Here is a 16885-nt window from a genome sequence, read left to right as displayed (position 1 = left end):
TGTTCAGATGACGCCGCCGTTGGCGCGGATGATCTGGCCGGTGATCCAGTGACTGTCGGGTCCGAGTAGCATGGCGACCGCCGCGGCGATGTCGTCGGGCTCGGCAAGCCGGCCGAGCGGGATAATCTTGGTCACCGCCGCGATCTGTTCATCGGTCTTGTCGTCCAGGAACAGCTTGGTCGCGACGGGTCCCGGCGCGATGGCATTGACCGTAATCTTCTTCGCGCCGAGTTCCTTGGCGAGGATGTGCGTCATCGCTTCGACGCCCGCCTTAGTCGCGGCGTAGGCACCGTAAGTCGGCTGGTACAGTCCGACCACGCTGGACGAGAAGCTGACGATCCGCCCGCCTTCGCGGATTTGCCGGGCACCTTCGCGCAGGCAGTTGAACACCCCCTTCAGGTTGATAGCGACTTGGCGGTCGAACAGGTCGTCCTCGGTCTGCGCCAGCGATGCGAGCTTCATGATGCCGGCATTGTTGACCAGCGCATCGACCGCGCCGAATGCCTGCGTCGTCTCTTCGAACAGGTGGGCCACCGCTGTCGGGTCGCTGACATCCGCCTTGACCGCGATCGCGCGGCCGCCGCCGCTACCGATCTTGTCCGTCAGCGCCCGTGCCGTGTCCTCGTTACCCGAGAAGTTCACCGTCACCGACCAGCCATCTTTGGCCAGTCGCTCGACGATTGCTGCGCCGATACCCTGCGACGATCCCGTTACGATCGCCGTCCGTCCGCTCATTGATGCCACGTTCCGTCCTCCGTCTACAACCACAAGGAGTACGTTGAACATCCGTAACGGTTGCGACTTTTCGGGCGTGGTGCGCGATCGAGAAAGACTTCCGCGGCTTAGCGAAAGTCAGCGCTCGGCGCGGAAGGCGCTCGGCGTACATCCTTTGTGACGCAGGAAGGCGGTGGAAAACCCGCTGGCCCTGGAATAGCCGCACCGAAAGGCGACGTCGCTGACGGCAAGGTCCGTCGTTCGCAGCAGCAGGCAGGCGCGATCGATCCGCAACGTCGTCAGATAGGCCCCCGGCCCCATCCCGACATGCTCACGAAAGCGACGACCGAAATGATGGACGCTGATACCCGCCTCGCGCCCGAGTTCGTCCAGCGTCAGCGCTCGGTCGAGGTGGCAGCTCATAAATTCGATGACCCGGACAAGCCGAAGATCGCTCAACGTCGCCGGCCGACGGGTATCATCGGCAACGTTCCGCCACTGCGCCTGCCGAGACAGGAGGTGCGTGGTCAGCCACCGTGCCGCTCCAGCGGCGTAGAGGTCGGGTTCGCCGCTAAGATGCGCGACAATTAGAGCATTTGCGTGCGCCGTCACGATGTCGTCGCGAAACGTCAGAATCGACAACCGATCGATATCCGCAGACTGACCGCTGCGACGATATTCGTCGGCGATCTGCGCCAGCAGCGAACCCGGCAGATAGAGGTGCAACGTGCCGAACGCATGCCGCTCCGACGGCGTACTCCAGCGCAGGCGCGCCGTTTCGCCCGGCGGCGTCATGCCGGCGTTGCCCGGCTGATACAGCGCCGTTCGCCATCGCCCACCCACCAGCGCCTGCAGGTCGTGACGTCCGGCTGTCGCGACGACGAGCGTCAAGTCGTCGGTCGGATGCGTTTCGAACGTGTCGCTATGACCCGATCCTTCGTGCCGATCGAGCAGTAGAGAGGTCCATTCAGAGGTGGCGCTGCTCTCGATCAGCCGATTGGGCTGCATCGATGCGCAGCGGCGGCTTGCTTCGGAATATGCGTAAAGCGATCCGCTCATCTTCTAATGCCCTCCTCTTTATCCTGCTCCGTATGATCCGATGGTACGCCGGATTGTCGCGATGGGCATACCGGCCGCCTTATCAACAAACGAAACGTTGCTGCAGAGACCCAAAATCGGCCATTCAGTGCAGTCGTAGCGCTTACTCGCAAGCGGTCGCTCGTTCATGTTCAATGACCCTTTTCTGAACAGGCAGACTTTCCCGGCCCCACCGCCTGCCGGCGCGGGCCTATGGGCCGATCTCCAGCGCCCGTCGGCCGATAAAAGCCGGGCCCGCGAAGCGACCGGGCTCGTTGAGCTTCTCACAACGACGAGGCGGAGACGGCATGAACACGATTGAGCGCGGCACTGGCCGCACGCTGCTTTTGATCCACGGCCTGGGCGGGAGTTGGCAATCGTGGAGTACCGTCTTGGACCCACTCAGCGCCTCGCGAAAGGTCATCGCGGTCGACCTTCCCGGCCATGGGGCTACCCTTGCCGAATCCGACAGCGGGACGTTCGATGGTCTGGTCGGCAGCGTCGAGCGTTACATCGCGGAGGCTGGCTTGTCCGGCGTCGATGTCGTCGGCAGTTCCATGGGTGCGCGGATCGTGCTTGAGCTCGCACGGCGCGGACTCGTCGGGAACGTCGTCGCGCTCGATCCGGGCGGCTTCTGGCGGGGCTGGGAGCGCACCTTCTTCAAAACCACCATCGGCGCCTCCGGTCGCTTACTGCGGGCCATCCGGCCAGGCCTGCCGGCGTTGAGCCGGAATGCAGCGTCGCGCACGGCGCTGCTCGCGCAGCTCTCCGCGCGTCCTTGGGCGCTTGACGGGGAGACCGTCGCGACCGAGCTGGAAGGTCTCAGTACAACGCCGACGTTCGATGCGCTGGTCCGGAGCCTTGCCACGGGACCTGAGCAGTCCGGTCCCGCCGCTGCCGGCACCGGCCGGGTCGTCATCGGGTGGGGCAGGCACGACCGGCTCTGCCTCCCCAGACAGGCTGCGCGCGCGCAGGCAGCCTTTCCCGGCGCCGAGCTCCACTGGTTTGATGGCAGCGGCCACTTTCCTATGTGGGACACGCCGGAGGAGACAGTCGCCGTCATTCTCGACGCGACGAGGTGATGCTCCACCCGCTTCACGGCTCGATTGCGCGATGATCCTAGCATCGACCCACAAGCCGCCATTCCGAGCACGCTGCCTGCTTCCCATGTTCGGCCATTCGTTAATCCAATTTCTTCGGAGCTTGTTGGCACCCCGGATCAACCAGATTGACGGATCACAAGTGCTTTTGGGTATGGCGCCAGCTAAACCCCTGCGGATAGTCAGGCCGTTCCAAAGAGCCAAATCAGAGTATAGTCTCACGGCTTCTCGCCAAGCGAAGATGCTTGCCAGCCTTTGACTCCAGAGCAGGCTTGAGGAAGTGCAGGTGCGTTACGCCGCCATGCGTTGGATCGTCTCGATCACCCGGTCCTGCCGATAAGGTTTGGAGAAGAAGACCGACCTTTCAGGCGCCTTGATCCCGATCGGCCAGGGCTTACCAGACGTGATGATGATCTCGATCGGCGGCCAGCGGTCACGGATGCAGGCGCCGAGCTTAATGCCATCGATCCCGCCGGGCATGTCGACATCGGTAAATACGATCCGGACGTCGGGGCGCGTCTCAAGCACGAGGATTGCCTCGGCCGAATTGGCGACGTCGATCACCTGGAAGCCAGCATCCTCGATCATGTCGGTGGCAAACAGTCTGAGGAGCGGCTCGTCCTCTACGACCAGTACGACAGGTTTAGGGGTCATCAATGTCCTGCTCAGGCTTCGGCCAGGTGGCGTAAAGAGGCTTGCAGGTCAGCCTCAAAACCAGATGGATCGTAACGAAGGTCGACACCACCCGTTCCGACAAGGCCCAGTCGGATTAGCTTGGAGCCGAAACCGCGACGATTCGGAGCGACAACAGGCGGCCCGCCCTGTTCGCGCCAGTGAAGGACGAGCGTCTCTTCGTCGTCATCAGCGTCCCTGATCGACCATGTCACCTCGACACGCCCTCCACCTCTGCAGAGCGCGCCATATTTGCATGCATTCGTCATCAATTCGTGCATGACCAGCGAGAATGAAAGCGCTGCCCGTGCGCCAAGCGCGACAGCGGGACCGTTAAGGCTGACGCGGTCACCAAACCCAACCGTCTCGATTACCGCTTCTGCGACGGCGCGCAGATCAGCATCCGACCAACTCTTCTGGAGCAGAACGTCATGAGCCGCACTGAGGGCGACCAGTCGCTGCTCGAACGTCTCGACAGGCCTGCGGTCGGGAATATCCCGCAGGGTCTGACTGGCGATCGCCTGCACCATCGACAGCATATTCTTGAGGCGGTGCGAGATCTCGTCATTGAGCATCTCCTGCTGCTGCGCCCCGCGGATCCGCGATACGCCCGCCTCCAGGCGGTCGGCAACACTGCGGAGGAAAATCAGTTCTTCAGGCAGCCAAATACGGCGCACAGCTGAATGGACGATCAGCACCGCGACTGTGCGCCCGTTCTGACGCACGGGCATGTTGACCAGCGCCTCGACGCCGACGTTTCGCATGGCCGCAGGATCATCAGCAGTGCGCCAGTCGGTTGCCACATCCTCAATGACCAGCGGTTCACCCTTGGCAAGGTGATCGCGAATGGCACCATAATCCTCGAAGCGGTGCCTTCCGGCGATGCTCTCGACGCCAGGCGCAGTCCAGTCCTGCTCGATCTCGACGCTGACGACCTTGTCATCGACAAAGCCAAAGCCGGCACGATCAACCTCGAGTGCCCGACCGATTACCGCTGAGGTTCGATGGGTCATCATCGCTACGTCAGCGCTGTCGCGGATGCACTCGCCTATTTCGACCAGCGCCTTCTGCAACTCCACCATGCGCTCGCTGGCGCGGGCAATGCGGCGCAGCTCCAGATGGTCGCTGGCTTGCCGCGCAAGTGCACCAAGCAACGTTTTCTGGGTGTCGCTCAGGCCGTCAGGTCGGGCTTCGGTGTCAATGACGCACAGCCGACCGACGACGTCACCGGAACGCAGCTTCAAAGGCGCTCCGGCATAGTAGCGAAACGCCCGTTGACCGGTCACGAGCGGATTTACACTGGTGCGCTCGTCCTGCGTTAGATCGACGATCTCCAGGAGATTAGCATCATCAATATCCACACGGCATACTGACTGGTCGATCGGTGTCTCAGTGACATCAAGCCCGACACGTGCCTTGAACCACTGGCGATCAGTGTCGAGCAAACTGATGAGGGCGATCGGTGCGCCGCAGGTTTGGGAGGCGATAAAGACGATATCGTCGAACGCCTGCTCTTCCGGCGTATCCAGCACCACAAGCCGCGCCACGGCCCGCGATCGCTGTGCGTCCTGCTCGCTGCCCACCCGTGTGTCTCGCTTTCGTCCACCCGCCCCCCGGCGGCAATGAGTCTGAGGTAAGCGGCGCTCAGGTGAGCTGTGTCAAGCGATTGAACGACCTAGTCATTCGCCAGGACGATATCGTACAATCGCTTCGCTGCCGACGTCCCTTCGCTCAGCGCAAAGCCGACCATGAAACTGGTCCCCGATGTGCTGTGGTCGTCGTGACCGGCACGTCGCATCGACCAGCTTCCAAATTGCCGCGAGGATACGGGGCGATCCAACAACATAACGATGTCAGTGTGTCTGCAATCGGCTTGGATACGATCCATGGTTTGGCCAACCGCTTCGAGGTCGCCTTCGATCGCTTGCGCGAAACTGTCGACATTCGCCCACATCATCCCCGTGACGTCGACTGCGGCGTTCCGGCTGATCGACGTCGATACGATCGCCGCGATCCCGTCTGGGTCGGCTCCAATAAGGGAGCGGCTTATGTAAATGATGCGGCGGAACATGTGTTTGAAACGGACGGTATCGCGTTTAGCCCCATTAACATGCCAACGGTGGCGAGATCACGTATTTGCCCGAGCGACGTGGCTCGCCATTGAGAAAAATGGCGAAACAAACAATCTGGGTCCGCGAAATGCCGCGTGGACCCTTTCTGAGCCCGTTCCTGAGGCTGCCGCGTTAAAGTGGTGAATGGAGAATGTCGATGGACAGCGCCAACATCCCCTCAAATCAGCAATCCAGTAATGATGAGCTATATGACCAAGCGGCAAAGCGGCCGTTCAACACGGATGGTGGTGAAGACGAGGCAAGCGTTACTGACGATGGCAACGAAAGTAATCTGAACGACGATCAGAAGCCTTTTCATGCAACATGGCAGGCAGACGGCCCGCAAAACGATAGGGGCCTTTCCTCACAGAGGATGAGGATCAGGCCTCACATGCAGATACAGACGGTCCGCAAGAAACACGAAAGTTGGCTGAAGCTGGGCGAGATATCGAGACCAACGACGGCGCTGACTGACACGACAGCCTACGTTTAATCCCTGCTTGCTCAGCCAAGCCACTCAATGGAAAAGACACATCATGAGCACCAGCCTGAGCGCCAAGTTCGACACCCGACGCGAAGCCGAGATGACGGTCGAACGTCTGGTGCAGCAATTCTCGATCGAACGCACTGACATCTTCATCGCACCCGAAGGATCTGACAACACCGCAGGTGTTGAAGAGGCAGGGTCGGATACCGAAGCTGGCACACCGACCCCGGAGGATCGTGACGACGCGGCACTGGCAGGACGAGTGGTGGTCTCGGTTGATATCGAGGACTACAGCATTGCAGACGAAGTGCGTGCAGCGTTCGAAGAGTTCCATGCCGAGGACGTTAACGAGCTTTGATCGCGTGCGATCATGGATCAGAGCTTCGCCCATGATCGCGCCCCTCGTCAGCCGGAGCTGGGTGCATTCCGAGCATTGACGTCGGCCTCGAGCCCGGATGTTCCGGCGGCCTCTGCGGCGGCAATACCCGATGTGTCGATCACCTCCACCTTGCGTCCGGCCAACATGACATCCCTCGGGTAGTCGGCGGAAAAATCCTGATCGGGTCCTGTTGGTCCTAATTTCGGTTCGGCATTCCCCTGCTCTGCTGTGTCATCACCCTTCGTTGTGGCGTTCGCAGTGTCGGATCCTTCGCTGCCGGCTTGTCCGCTGCCGTGATACCCGATGTCGGTCTGTCCGCCATGCTCCATGAAGCCGCCAAAACGGTGCTGTCAGTCTAATGCGAACCGCTCTCCACAAGATGCACAAGGGGCTTTGAGCGCAGCCGCTTAGCTCGCGAGGATCTGCCACTCCGCAAGCGCTGCGGAGCGTCGGTCCTTGTAGGTCTGTCGATCGACGAGATGACGTTCGAGGCTGAAATGGTTGTGGACGTTGGCGTGGACGGAAGCGAACTTTTGTAGCGTCTTCATCCGCCGGAAACGTTGCATCGCACGTTCTCGTCGTCGGAACGGCAGGTGGCTGTTCTCTACCCGGTTGTTGGCCCAGCGTCCCACCTCCTGCTTGTCGGCGTTGCCCAAGTCCTTCATCGCTGCGCGGTACGAGCGCAGGCCGTCTGTCGTAACCTTTTCGGGTGAGCCATGGCGCTTGAGCGCCTTCTTCATGAAGGTGAGCGCTGCCTCCTTATCGCGGGTTTTGGTGATGTAGCTTTCGAGTATCTCGCCCTCGTGATCGACCGCGCGCCACAGGTACACCATCTCGCCATTCAGCTTCACGTACATCTCGTCCAGGTGCCAGCGCCAGTGACGGAAGCCTCGCATCCGGTTCACCCGCTGACGACGGATGTCGCCTGCGAACATCGGCCCGAACCTGTTCCACCACATCCGTACCGTCTCATGGCAAATGTCGATCCCGCGCTCGAACAGCAGGTCCTCCACGTTTCGCAACGACAGCGGGAAGCGGACGTACATCAGCACCACCAGTCGGATCACCTCAGGCGAGGAGTTGAAGTAGCGAAACGGACTGGCGGATTTACGCGGGCGGGGCATTCGCCGCCCCTACGCCCCCTCCCCTAATGATCGGTGCATTTGGTCTGACAGAGCCTACGCGGCCTATGAGGCGGCCGGTCGTGTTCCGCGGTGCGGAGCCCGAACAAAGTCAGGCATTCCATGCCGCAACCCGCTGGCTCAGGACAGCGACCCGGCGATGTTTACTCAGTTGCACGGCAAGGGCGGGTGCCAGATCCACGGCCTGGCTTAATATGGAGTGGCCCGACGGGGTCGCACCGTCCTCGCACGCGGGGGAACCGCGCTCGTCCGATGGACGGGCCGTATAGAAGCTGGTGAATTGTTATTCTCGCCCTAGCGGCTCTAAGATGGCTCGGGAATTTGGTCAGCTGCAGCAACCGATCCGCCGATTTGCCGGAAAATCTTCGTCGTTGAACTTCATCGCTCCGTCGTTTTCGGCTCAACATTTACGTCGCAACACGGTCCGACGCGCACGACTGCACTACGCGGTATCCGGCATCTCACCCGCCGGACTTTCGCCCCCCCCCCCCCGCCCCCCGCGCCCGCGTCTGCGCCAGCTCTTCGCGGGTCGCCCGGACCTCAACGCGAATATCCTCGATCTCGATCAGCTTGGCGTGCAGCGCCGCCCTCTGACTTCGGACAGCCGCACGGATCAATTCCGCCTCTATCCTTGCATCCGCCAGCCGCTGCCGAGCACCCGCAATCTGTTCGTCGATATCCATTCTCACCTCGGCATCGCTGCCCTGATCCTTTCAGGCCGCTTCGCGCCCGGCAACATCCTCGATCAATCTATCCAGCCCATCTGCCCAGACTTGGAACAGCGGGCTCGCAGCACGATGTGGGCGGGTGCGCGGCCGAGTAGTTGTAAGCAGCCTCGCACTGGCGGTTGATGTAGGCATCGCCGTGCGCGGACGGCGGTTTGCGGCAGCGCGGCACGAAAGCCGTCTGAGCCATGCCAACCAAACTGCAGGCAGACGACAGGGGGCAATGCGACGTTTGGTATCTTATTGATTTACGTAATCCACCCTGTACCTTTCCCTTCCGTATGGATCCCTGGAGGGGGGCGCGGAAAAGATTTATGATGAACGGGTTCTTTGGAGACCGACTGCTCCGGTCGACCACCTACGCGGCATAAGCGATGTGCCAGCTAGCTTGGTAGACTATCGGCGTAACAGGCTCATCCAGCTAGAAGGACAGCCCGCTAAATCTCTATATCACGTAGTCGATGGGTGGGTTGCTGGATCTGCCATATTGTCGAGCGGAAGCCGGCAAATAACTGCGCTCTACCTGCCCGGCGATTTGATAGGGGTCGATGATCTTTTTAAGGCTGAAATCTCTGAAACCCTTAGCGCGATCAACAAGACCACTCTCCGGCGCATCGACATCGAACATGTTCGTGATGCCATAGCCACCGATGCCGCGCTCGCGATTTCGATCTTGCAGATCAGCGTCAAGAAAACGGCAGCTGTTAAATCGCAGCTCACGTCGATCGGACGGACGGCAGCAACGCCGCGGTTGGCCGCATTCCTTGCAAATCTCGCGGTCCGACTTGGCTGTCCGACATACGGGACAAACTTCACGATCGACTTTCCGTTAACCCAGGATGACATCGGCGATGCGATCGGCCTCACCGCTGTTCACGTTAACCGGACGCTGAAGCGGCTCGTCACAGACGGCCTGATAACACGTAACAATTCCTACGTAACCATCGTGGATCTGGACAGGCTCAGACTGTGCAGCGACCTGCCCCGACAGCGAAATGCTGAAACAGGCGCTGAATGACGCCTTGGCGATCCTCGATGGAAATCTAACGATGCGTGCTGGCGTCCTTGTCGAAGCCGGCGATAAGATCATCGGCAACCTTGATTTCGATTAGACACCCCGGTCGGCGAAGGTATCAAAGCACCTGAAGCAGGCGATTACAACCTACTACAGGCCTATTCCGATTAACGGGCGTGCCGCTCGGCATTAGCATCACGAAAGGCAGATGGATCGGTCCCGTAGTGCAGTCGAAAAGTGCGGGAGAAATGGCTTCGGCTACGAAAGCCAGTTGCTGCCGCAATAGTCTTGATGGCGGCTTCATCAGATCGCAGCATTATCGCCGCCTCTTCTAGCCGAACGCGCCGAATATACTCCATCGGGCTAGCGTGTGCGAATCGCGCTAACTGACGGATGAAGGTAGACCGGCTCATGCCCGCAGCATGCGCAAGCGTGTCCGTTGTATGCATCTCAGCAGGTCTGGCTCGTACTTCGTCTAGGGCCCGTACCAAGAGCGGGCTGCGCACCTCCGAATGAGTACGTTGAGGCACCTCGTTGACGTTCGACGTCTTCAGAGCCTGCACAAGGCATGCATTGACAAGCGTCTGAGCGAGCGCGGGGGTACCCGGATCATGAGAATCGCATTGTGTGCGCAATAGCTCGAACAACTGCTTCCCACTGTCGCACGCGGTCAGGGACACTGATGCGGGCTCGTCCAGCCAATCGGCTTTCGTTCCTGATATTTTGACCATCGCAACTTGTAGCACCCGCTTACGACCGCAGGTAACGTCTGAAACCAGCCAGCTACCGCGCCTAACTAAATGACCGCGGCTGTCGATCGCTGCACCGATCGATTGTCGGCAGCTTGCAAACCAGATCGGTTTAGACGCCGGAATTATGGCCGTCTCACCCGATCGTACGATTTGACGTTCGCGCCCGCAATGGAGGTGCATCGATCCGTCGATCACTAGCAAGGCACCCATAGCGCTGCTCACTGGCGCGATCACACGGAGGTTTGCCGCGACCTCGCAAATTGTCAGAGCATCCGATGCCGCATCAAGCCTGTTCAGCACTGCGCGAAAAAGAGAGAGGCCATCAGTCGTCGCCACGTCACCTCCTCGCTTGCTGCGATATCGGGTCAGCACCACTGTCCTGTGCAGCTATCCTATTGAGATACGCTCAATCTTTCGCGCGGATGCATCCAGGGCCTAGCTTCGAGAAGGAGGCCAACTCGGTTGGTGAATCCTTATGCCGCGATCGGCATGACGACATTTGTTGAGTTCAATGGCGGAGACATCCTCCGTCGCGACCACACAAATCCACCGTTCCTGCGAGGTCGATACCCACAGAAACGACGGACGATATCTCGCCGCTACGCTTATTACGTCGACGTGGAGCATCGCCTTCGCCCGCGCGCACGCCCTCCTGAGTGCCGCCGGGAATAGTACGGAGGCAATTCACACGTTCCTGACTTTGATCGATCGTGGGACTGCCGGTACAAGAGCTGCGCTTTCGGGTACGCGTTATGCATAGAGAGCGTGGCCCGGGGCGATTGGAGCAGCTTTCAACCACTCGCGTGACAGGCGTTCCCGACTCACCATCCTTTTCGAGAATGCGGGCAGTGTCACAACCGGTCAGTTTTGACGCAGCAGACGCAACCAAGATTTCTAGGGGTCTGCGTGTGTCAGAACCCCGGTTCAGAATGTCAGCTTCCAAGACCGGCAACTTGCCTCGGCTACGTCTGTCTTTGGGTCGCAACCCGACTGGCAGCTTCGCGGCCGGGCAGACCCAGTTGTGGACGTTCGCGCGGTAGTCTCCGCTTCCCAACTTCGGCCCTTCGTTCATGTTGAGGCGGGGCTCATGCTACACGCATTGCCCCTACCTAACGGTAAACCGAATTTCTCGAAAAGGATCGAGTTTCGGGAATGGCGGCTCGCCTGTATGACTCGATGCCGGAATCGACAAAGCCAAGCTATGGTCATTAACTCCACCAACACGGGTTTGAGATCTGCATGCCCATATTAGAGGATAAGTATGCTACGCCCATTTATCCCTGCGCGCGATCATGGTCGATCCCGATCGTTCTACGAAGCCTTGGGCTTTATGGTCGAATATGGTGACGACAGCATCGCCGTCATGTCGAACGGCGACGCCAGCTTCCTCCTTAAGAACTTTTACGTGAAGAAGCTGGCTGAGAATTTCATGGTGCAGCTGGTGGTTTCGGACTGCCAGGAATGGTGGCATCGCCATGATCCCGCAGCCGTGGCAGAACGGTTTGGCGCGCCAGCCCCAACAGCTCCTGCGGTTCAGCCTTGGGGTTTGACGGTCGGCTTCATCCACGATCCTTCCGGAGTGCTGTGGCATATAACCGAAAGATCGTGATGACCTGTCTGCAGCGCCACGGATACACTTTCCGACTTTGCTAAAAGGGAACGGCGGGCGAGAAGGCATCGGCGTTCTCGGAATCGATGGTGAAAAGAGAATTGCTGGCCAATAGCCACCCAGCGCCATACCGGTTGCAAATCCGCATTGCGGTGCGTGGCTGACGGAGGACTGGGTGGCATATAGATCGACGGTAGCCCTGACTCTCGGCGTCGCGATCACCGCATCGACGCTTGCCGCACCCGTCGCTGCCATCGTGCGACGACACGACGTACCCAATGCCCGTTACTTGGTTTCCAACGACTATTTCCCTCCGCTTGCGGATATCCCGATCGAGGGTGAGGGCGTTCTGATCGCTCCTTCCTGGGTCGTCACCGCCGCCCATGCCACGCAATGGCAAAGAAAGCCGATCGATCACGTCACGATTGCGGGAAAGATCCGCAACGTGTCGCAGGTGATCGTCCACCCCGGTTGGCGGCAAGTGCGGGAGAGCGAAGGGGAGAGCGAGGCATCCCGACTGGCGGCACGCCTCGACAACGATGATGTGGCGCTGCTCCGGCTGTCCGAACCCGTCACCGATGTTACGCCAGCCTCGATTTATACGGGGGATCGTGAAGTCGGGCACACCGTCGAGATAATCGGCAAAGGACAGACCGGCACCGGCCAAGATGGTATTGCCGACGATACCACACATCGGACCGTACTTCATCGCGCGCAAAATCGGATCGAAAGCACGAACGGGCACTGGCTTACCTATGGATTCGACACGGGCAGTCGTGCCCTGCCGCTCGAAGGCATCTTCGGGGGCGGCGATAGCGGAGGCCCGATCGTCATGCGCGACCATGGCGGTTGGAAGCTGATCGGCCTCACGTCGTGGGGATGGTCAGGCGGTCATATCGCCATCGGTAATGCCGCCGGGCGATACGGAGAGACGGCCTATATCATTCGCTTGTCGCGTTACGCCCGTTGGATTGAGGGTATCATTGCTTCGAACAGTAAGGGCTGACGACCTCCCAATTGGGATGGTGAAGAGGGAAAGCTCACGGGTTCTCAAAACCGACATTTCGCGTGTTCTGAGAAGGATCGCTGTACGAGCTTAGTGTCACAACCGTTCAGTTTGGACGCTAAGGTTTGTGCATCGCGAGCGGAACGATATGCGCCTGCTTTTAAGCCACGGTCGCCTAATGACCCGCTACTTCGAGATTGTGGCGCATCTGTCGTAGACCGCGGCGTATCCAGCTCTTCATCGTGCCGATCGGCACACAATGGCGTTCGGCAAGCTCCGCATAGGTAAAACCATGGAAAAACGCGTTCCGGATCGCGTTACCCTGATGACTTTCCAGCGCGGCGAGGCAGGCGAAAACCCCCCGCGATGCCTCATCGAGCAGCATTCCCGCTTCGGCATCAACCGTTGGGTCAGGCAAGTCGGGCGCGTCGTCGAGCGGCACGGCGGCCTGTCTTGTCTGACTGCGGCGCCAGTCGATTGCACGGTTTCGAGCGATGGTCGCCAGCCAGCTGATCGGACTGCCGAGACACGGCTCATACGTTCCAGCGCGCTTCCAGACGATCATGTAGACATCGTGCAGCACGTCCTCGGCAGCGGCGCGGTCCCCGCAAATGCGCAGGCATATACCAAACAGCTTGGCCGAAGTCAGAACGTACACCGTGCGGAACGCATCCTGCTCCCCCTGACCTGTTCGGGCCAACTGCTCGATCAGGTGCAGCCGCGCCTCGCTCGCGGCCGATTGCATCAGAACCGAGCCGGCCTTCGCTGAGAGAAATATGTCGGATGGAGAAGCCGAGGTTAGTCGCATCGATGTGCCCGCTGTAGCGCGTTGTATACAAGAGCAATTTGACGAATGCTTTGACGTTTGTGCCATTGCCCCCTCACGCGAACACAGGAGTGTGAAGCCATCAGCACAAAATTCCGGCATGTGCCGAGGGCGGCGTGGGAGCGCTTTTCTCCCGCACGTTTCAGTCGATCGTCATGGCCTTTGCGGGAACATCGCCGAGCGAACGCGGCTCGTGCATCGGGCACCCGTTGAATTCGCCGCGAAATTTTGCGGACGCTTCATAGGTCGGCTTGCGCGCCCGATTGACGCCCCCGATCGGCTGATGCGCAGCAAGGCCGTGCCATGGGCTGAACGCGATCGCCTTGTCCTGACCGTCGCTGGTTCCATGCTCCCAGCTGATCTGCGCAGGAACGGTAAGTCGGGCAATCGGGACAAACGGGCTTTTCTTCTCGTCCCAGATGACCGAAGCATCCTCGATCGGCATCTCTTCCAGGTCCGTGCAAAGCTGGACCCGCAGCTCCCAGACGCTGTCCTGCTCGATCAGCACCTCTCCCAGATCCTCGCGCAGGGCATCGGGGCGACCCGAGGTTTCGACCTTGTCACCCGTCAGCGCCGTCATGTTCGGCGACACCGGTGCCAGCGAGAGCTTGGCGATATAGTCGCCGTAGCGAAACGGCACCTGCGTGTAATAGGTCTCGCCCAACGGGTGAGTGTTCGGCGCACCGCCCAGCGTCTGGACCGTAGGGCTCTGGACCCCGATCGTTTCCAGTGCGGCGTCAACCACCTGCAACGTCGCCGACAGGGCCTTCTTCAGACCCTCGCCCGTATCAGTGGTTTTGGCCAGCATCTTCAGATTGGCGAGGAACGCCTTGGGCGTGGGGGCGGCAAAGGCAGGGCCGTTGACGAGAACGAAATCCTGCGTGCTGTCCGTCTCGGAACCCGGCAGGCGGTCGCCAGAAACGTCGAACAGTTTGATCGCTACGCCGCGCGGTACGCTGATGCTGTCGTCGAGAATATCGCCCGGCAATGTCGAGAACCGCATCAACACATCGTAGGAGCCCGACGTGGCGAAAAGCCCTTGTGCCAGCGGTGCCGCCAACCCGGGCAGGACTTCGATCCGGCCCTTTACGATCGCGTGCGCCTTGGCATGGACACCGCGCACGGCCGAACCATAATCCTTGGCAGTCTGCTCCTGAATGAGATGGAACTGCTCGTTCAGGCCCCTGATGGTTTCCCCCTCATCGGCCTCCGGCTTTTCGATAGCGGGCGTGTAACGGATCGCAGAATGGGAGATCGCGTCGGCCATGAGGATTCTTTCGCTGGAGATGCGCCCGGAATGCATTGCAGGTTGGGTCGTTACGGCCTCAAACGCATGAACGCCAATGAAGCCACACGAGACCGCAAATTTCTTTGAGGTTGTTGATTACACGACGGCTCAGCGTCTCCCTTGAAAACAATTCCGTTGAAGGGCGCAGTGTGGTCGTGTCATAACCTCGGGTTGTGAAGCCACCTTCCCGAAGTCGGCTCTTTGGGGTTTCGAGGTGTAACAAACCGGCACCATAATTCCTGCCGGGGCTGGGCTTGGACAACAGCAGTCAGAGGCGGCGACCTACCTTTGCCGGAAACGAACGGCGGTCGAAACGGCCGGCGCATTCCCACTGGGATGGTGATTTCAGAAGCGCATGAACGGTCGATCCCGAAACAGAGCATTGCACATCACGCTGACCGGATTGCCGCAGAAACTGCGTGGAGGCCGTAATAGAGGAGCGTCATCCCGGTTAGCACGATGATATACAGGATCGTGACCCACCCTGCCGAGGCGAAGACGCTTGAAGCGCCGCGTCTGAACTGTCGCTGCATCGACGTCTCGCCATGCAAGAGCAGGACAAGAAAGATTGCGATCAGCGGGATGTGCCCGACGACGTCCACCATGCCGAACTCCGGCATCGCCAGCATGAACAACGCCATTAGCGCAGCGATGCTGACCCGGATCAGGATGTCGCGCCCGACCAGGACATAGAATGCCAGACTGAACTCGATGAAGCCGGCGATCGTGGTGACGGTCGGCAGCTCGAATCCCGCCGCGATGGCGGGATGATGGAGGAGAATCGCTATCGTCCATTGGGGGAACAGGAATTTCTCGATCGCGGTCCACATCAGGCTGACGCCGATGCTGACGGTCAGCACGGCAAGCCGCCGGGTGCCCGCGCCCGAATGTCGCTTCAGCCAGGGATCGCTCATCACCAGATAAGCCGCAGCGCCCAGGAAGAAGAGGTAATCAATCATGTAGAACGCGCCGTATTGCGCGACGCCGGTGGCATAGAGGACACCGAGCGCGGCGCCGGCGGGAATGGACGCGCGGGGGATGAGCACCAGCACTGCAAACGCGAGCTGGACGCCAGCCAGAACCCTCCCGCGACCAAGAAGATCAGGCGTGAGAATCGACCCGACCGAGCTGTCCGCCCACATCACCACGGCCAGATTGGCCCAGAGACAAACCGCGTAGGCGGACATGCCGACGCGCAGGATCAGTTCCCCGATCGCGTCCCTGCCTGTGAACCTTGCCGCCGATCCCAGCGCGGTTCGGGCAAGAACAGCGTCGAGCAGGGCGCCGGCCGCCACTAGCATCGCGAAGAGCGGTACTGCCAGCAGAAAAGTAGGCGACAGCACGTCGCGAGGCGCTGCTGGCGGAAGCGAGGGGTCAATGACGCCGCAGAACCACTTCACATGGGCTTGCGCTGCGCTCGCCATCGTCAGCGAACAGCACATCGCCAGTGCCGCTCTGCCGGGACGGAACTGAAATCTAGCTCCCACGGTCGCCCTTCCTGTCCGATGCTCGCTCACGTGAGCCGGCAGGTGCGCTCCGCCGCAACCTTGCGAACGTATAGGCGCCTACGGTCCCCATGTAGCCGAAGGACGGCACGTCATGCGGTTAATTACGTTTCGTCTGCGACTGCGGATGCGACGACACCTGACACGTTATGCGGGTATAGCGCTTTCCCGATTGGGAAGGTAGAAAGGGAAAGCGGAGATTGATGTTGTTGCCACAACCGCTGAAGGAGCCACTTTCCCGAAATCTTTTCCCGATTTAGTTTTCTCGAAATTGCCTACCGGACATGAGAAAATGGGAATCGCTCTGGCGGCTAGAACGCCGGGATCCGCGACGGCACGTATTTAGACAAAACGACCGACATTGGGCGAGCGGTCCCCTGCCCTACGGCTTCCGGCCAGACCCAATCCCGGTCATTCAGCGCTGCTCCACCGCGTTGTAAAAGCAGACGCTTATTCATGTCTCTGCGGCCGCGCTTG

The 16885-nt window shown here is 60.2% G+C and carries 18 protein-coding genes; 7 read left to right on the top strand and 11 right to left on the bottom strand.

Annotation, left to right across the window (positions count from 1 at the left end; all coding sequences use genetic code 11):
* Positions 1–3 precede the first annotated feature (3 nt).
* Both NF699_14245 and NF699_14240 read right to left on the bottom strand, forming a co-directional pair.
* Entirely contained in the window at positions 4–735 is a 732-nt protein-coding gene (locus NF699_14245) for an SDR family oxidoreductase (GenBank protein USU07106.1), read from the bottom strand.
* 117 nt (positions 736–852) lie between these two features.
* Positions 853–1773, bottom strand: a complete 921-nt coding sequence (locus tag NF699_14240; protein USU04195.1) for an AraC family transcriptional regulator — start codon at positions 1771–1773, stop codon at positions 853–855.
* A 326-nt stretch (positions 1774–2099) separates the two neighbouring features.
* Here NF699_14240 and NF699_14235 point away from each other — a divergent pair, with 326 nt between their 5' ends.
* A complete protein-coding gene (locus NF699_14235) occupies positions 2100–2873 on the top strand; it encodes an alpha/beta fold hydrolase (protein ID USU04194.1) in 774 nt (257 codons plus the stop codon).
* A 309-nt stretch (positions 2874–3182) separates the two neighbouring features.
* On the opposite strand, the gene NF699_14230 is transcribed toward NF699_14235, so the two are convergent.
* The 3 genes from NF699_14230 to NF699_14220 form a co-directional block, all read right to left on the bottom strand.
* Positions 3183–3545, bottom strand: coding sequence for a response regulator (locus NF699_14230; protein ID USU07105.1), 363 nt, complete (start codon positions 3543–3545; stop codon positions 3183–3185).
* An 11-nt stretch (positions 3546–3556) separates the two neighbouring features.
* Positions 3557–5146 (bottom strand): GAF domain-containing protein, encoded by a 1590-nt coding sequence (locus NF699_14225; GenBank protein ID USU04193.1) that lies wholly within the window; start codon positions 5144–5146, stop codon positions 3557–3559.
* A 92-nt stretch (positions 5147–5238) separates the two neighbouring features.
* Positions 5239–5634 carry a BLUF domain-containing protein gene (locus tag NF699_14220; protein ID USU04192.1) on the bottom strand — a complete coding sequence of 132 codons (396 nt, stop codon included), beginning with the start codon at positions 5632–5634 and terminating at the stop codon, positions 5239–5241.
* Positions 5635–5831: 197 nt separating this feature from the next.
* Here NF699_14220 and NF699_14215 point away from each other — a divergent pair, with 197 nt between their 5' ends.
* Complete coding sequence (locus NF699_14215; protein ID USU04191.1) at positions 5832–6167, top strand: hypothetical protein; 336 nt, start codon at positions 5832–5834, stop codon at positions 6165–6167.
* A 43-nt stretch (positions 6168–6210) separates the two neighbouring features.
* On the top strand, positions 6211–6519 hold the full coding sequence (locus NF699_14210) for a hypothetical protein (protein USU04190.1): 309 nt from the start codon (positions 6211–6213) through the stop codon (positions 6517–6519).
* A 47-nt stretch (positions 6520–6566) separates the two neighbouring features.
* Here the strand turns inward: NF699_14210 and NF699_14205 are convergent, their stop codons facing one another.
* Positions 6567–6869 (bottom strand): hypothetical protein, encoded by a 303-nt coding sequence (locus NF699_14205; GenBank protein ID USU04189.1) that lies wholly within the window; start codon positions 6867–6869, stop codon positions 6567–6569.
* Between the two features lie 78 nt (positions 6870–6947).
* The gene (locus NF699_14200; GenBank protein USU04188.1) at positions 6948–7664 is read right to left on the bottom strand and encodes an IS6 family transposase; all 717 of its coding nucleotides are present in this window, start codon (positions 7662–7664) and stop codon (positions 6948–6950) included.
* A gap of 326 nt (positions 7665–7990) precedes the next feature.
* Here NF699_14200 and NF699_14195 point away from each other — a divergent pair, with 326 nt between their 5' ends.
* Positions 7991–8533: a hypothetical protein gene (locus NF699_14195; GenBank protein USU04187.1), complete on the top strand. Its 543-nt coding sequence runs from the start codon at positions 7991–7993 to the stop codon at positions 8531–8533.
* A 250-nt stretch (positions 8534–8783) separates the two neighbouring features.
* Positions 8784–9425 (top strand): Crp/Fnr family transcriptional regulator, encoded by a 642-nt coding sequence (locus tag NF699_14190; protein USU04186.1) that lies wholly within the window; start codon positions 8784–8786, stop codon positions 9423–9425.
* A gap of 164 nt (positions 9426–9589) precedes the next feature.
* On the opposite strand, the gene NF699_14185 is transcribed toward NF699_14190, so the two are convergent.
* Positions 9590–10510 carry an AraC family transcriptional regulator gene (locus NF699_14185; protein ID USU04185.1) on the bottom strand — a complete coding sequence of 307 codons (921 nt, stop codon included), beginning with the start codon at positions 10508–10510 and terminating at the stop codon, positions 9590–9592.
* A gap of 925 nt (positions 10511–11435) precedes the next feature.
* Here NF699_14185 and NF699_14180 point away from each other — a divergent pair.
* Positions 11436–11783, top strand: a complete 348-nt coding sequence (locus NF699_14180; GenBank protein USU04184.1) for a glyoxalase — start codon at positions 11436–11438, stop codon at positions 11781–11783.
* A 175-nt stretch (positions 11784–11958) separates the two neighbouring features.
* Positions 11959–12789, top strand: coding sequence for a trypsin-like serine protease (locus tag NF699_14175; GenBank protein ID USU04183.1), 831 nt, complete (start codon positions 11959–11961; stop codon positions 12787–12789).
* 175 nt (positions 12790–12964) lie between these two features.
* Here the strand turns inward: NF699_14175 and NF699_14170 are convergent, their stop codons facing one another.
* From NF699_14170 to NF699_14160, 3 genes are all read right to left on the bottom strand, one after another.
* Positions 12965–13534: a sigma-70 family RNA polymerase sigma factor gene (locus tag NF699_14170; GenBank protein ID USU07104.1), complete on the bottom strand. Its 570-nt coding sequence runs from the start codon at positions 13532–13534 to the stop codon at positions 12965–12967.
* 223 nt (positions 13535–13757) lie between these two features.
* On the bottom strand, positions 13758–14882 hold the full coding sequence (locus NF699_14165; GenBank protein USU04182.1) for a catalase family protein: 1125 nt from the start codon (positions 14880–14882) through the stop codon (positions 13758–13760).
* A 410-nt stretch (positions 14883–15292) separates the two neighbouring features.
* The gene (locus NF699_14160) at positions 15293–16327 is read right to left on the bottom strand and encodes a hypothetical protein (GenBank protein USU04181.1); all 1035 of its coding nucleotides are present in this window, start codon (positions 16325–16327) and stop codon (positions 15293–15295) included.
* Between the last annotated feature and the right edge of the window lie 558 nt (positions 16328–16885).

Source organism: Sphingomonadaceae bacterium OTU29LAMAA1 (genome assembly GCA_024072375.1).
GTDB lineage: Bacteria > Pseudomonadota > Alphaproteobacteria > Sphingomonadales > Sphingomonadaceae > Sphingomonas.
The sequence above is the reverse complement of the archived record's forward strand: the minus strand, read 5'-3'. Positions and strand labels throughout refer to the sequence as shown.

Bases quoted from the DNA above. Each gene is read 5' to 3' on its own strand.
- NF699_14245 (USU07106.1), bottom strand. From the start codon at position 735: ATGAGCGGACGGACGGCGATCGTAACGGGATCGTCGCAGGGTATCGGC.
- NF699_14240 (USU04195.1), bottom strand. From the start codon at position 1,773: ATGAGCGGATCGCTTTACGCATATTCCGAAGCAAGCCGCCGCTGCGCA.
- NF699_14235 (USU04194.1), top strand. From the start codon at position 2,100: ATGAACACGATTGAGCGCGGCACTGGCCGCACGCTGCTTTTGATCCAC.
- NF699_14230 (USU07105.1), bottom strand. From the start codon at position 3,545: ATGACCCCTAAACCTGTCGTACTGGTCGTAGAGGACGAGCCGCTCCTC.
- NF699_14220 (USU04192.1), bottom strand. From the start codon at position 5,634: ATGTTCCGCCGCATCATTTACATAAGCCGCTCCCTTATTGGAGCCGAC.
- NF699_14215 (USU04191.1), top strand. From the start codon at position 5,832: ATGGACAGCGCCAACATCCCCTCAAATCAGCAATCCAGTAATGATGAG.
- NF699_14210 (USU04190.1), top strand. From the start codon at position 6,211: ATGAGCACCAGCCTGAGCGCCAAGTTCGACACCCGACGCGAAGCCGAG.
- NF699_14205 (USU04189.1), bottom strand. From the start codon at position 6,869: ATGGAGCATGGCGGACAGACCGACATCGGGTATCACGGCAGCGGACAA.
- NF699_14200 (USU04188.1), bottom strand. From the start codon at position 7,664: ATGCCCCGCCCGCGTAAATCCGCCAGTCCGTTTCGCTACTTCAACTCC.
- NF699_14195 (USU04187.1), top strand. From the start codon at position 7,991: ATGGCTCGGGAATTTGGTCAGCTGCAGCAACCGATCCGCCGATTTGCC.
- NF699_14180 (USU04184.1), top strand. From the start codon at position 11,436: ATGCTACGCCCATTTATCCCTGCGCGCGATCATGGTCGATCCCGATCG.
- NF699_14170 (USU07104.1), bottom strand. From the start codon at position 13,534: ATGCAATCGGCCGCGAGCGAGGCGCGGCTGCACCTGATCGAGCAGTTG.
- NF699_14165 (USU04182.1), bottom strand. From the start codon at position 14,882: ATGGCCGACGCGATCTCCCATTCTGCGATCCGTTACACGCCCGCTATC.
- NF699_14160 (USU04181.1), bottom strand. From the start codon at position 16,327: ATGGCGAGCGCAGCGCAAGCCCATGTGAAGTGGTTCTGCGGCGTCATT.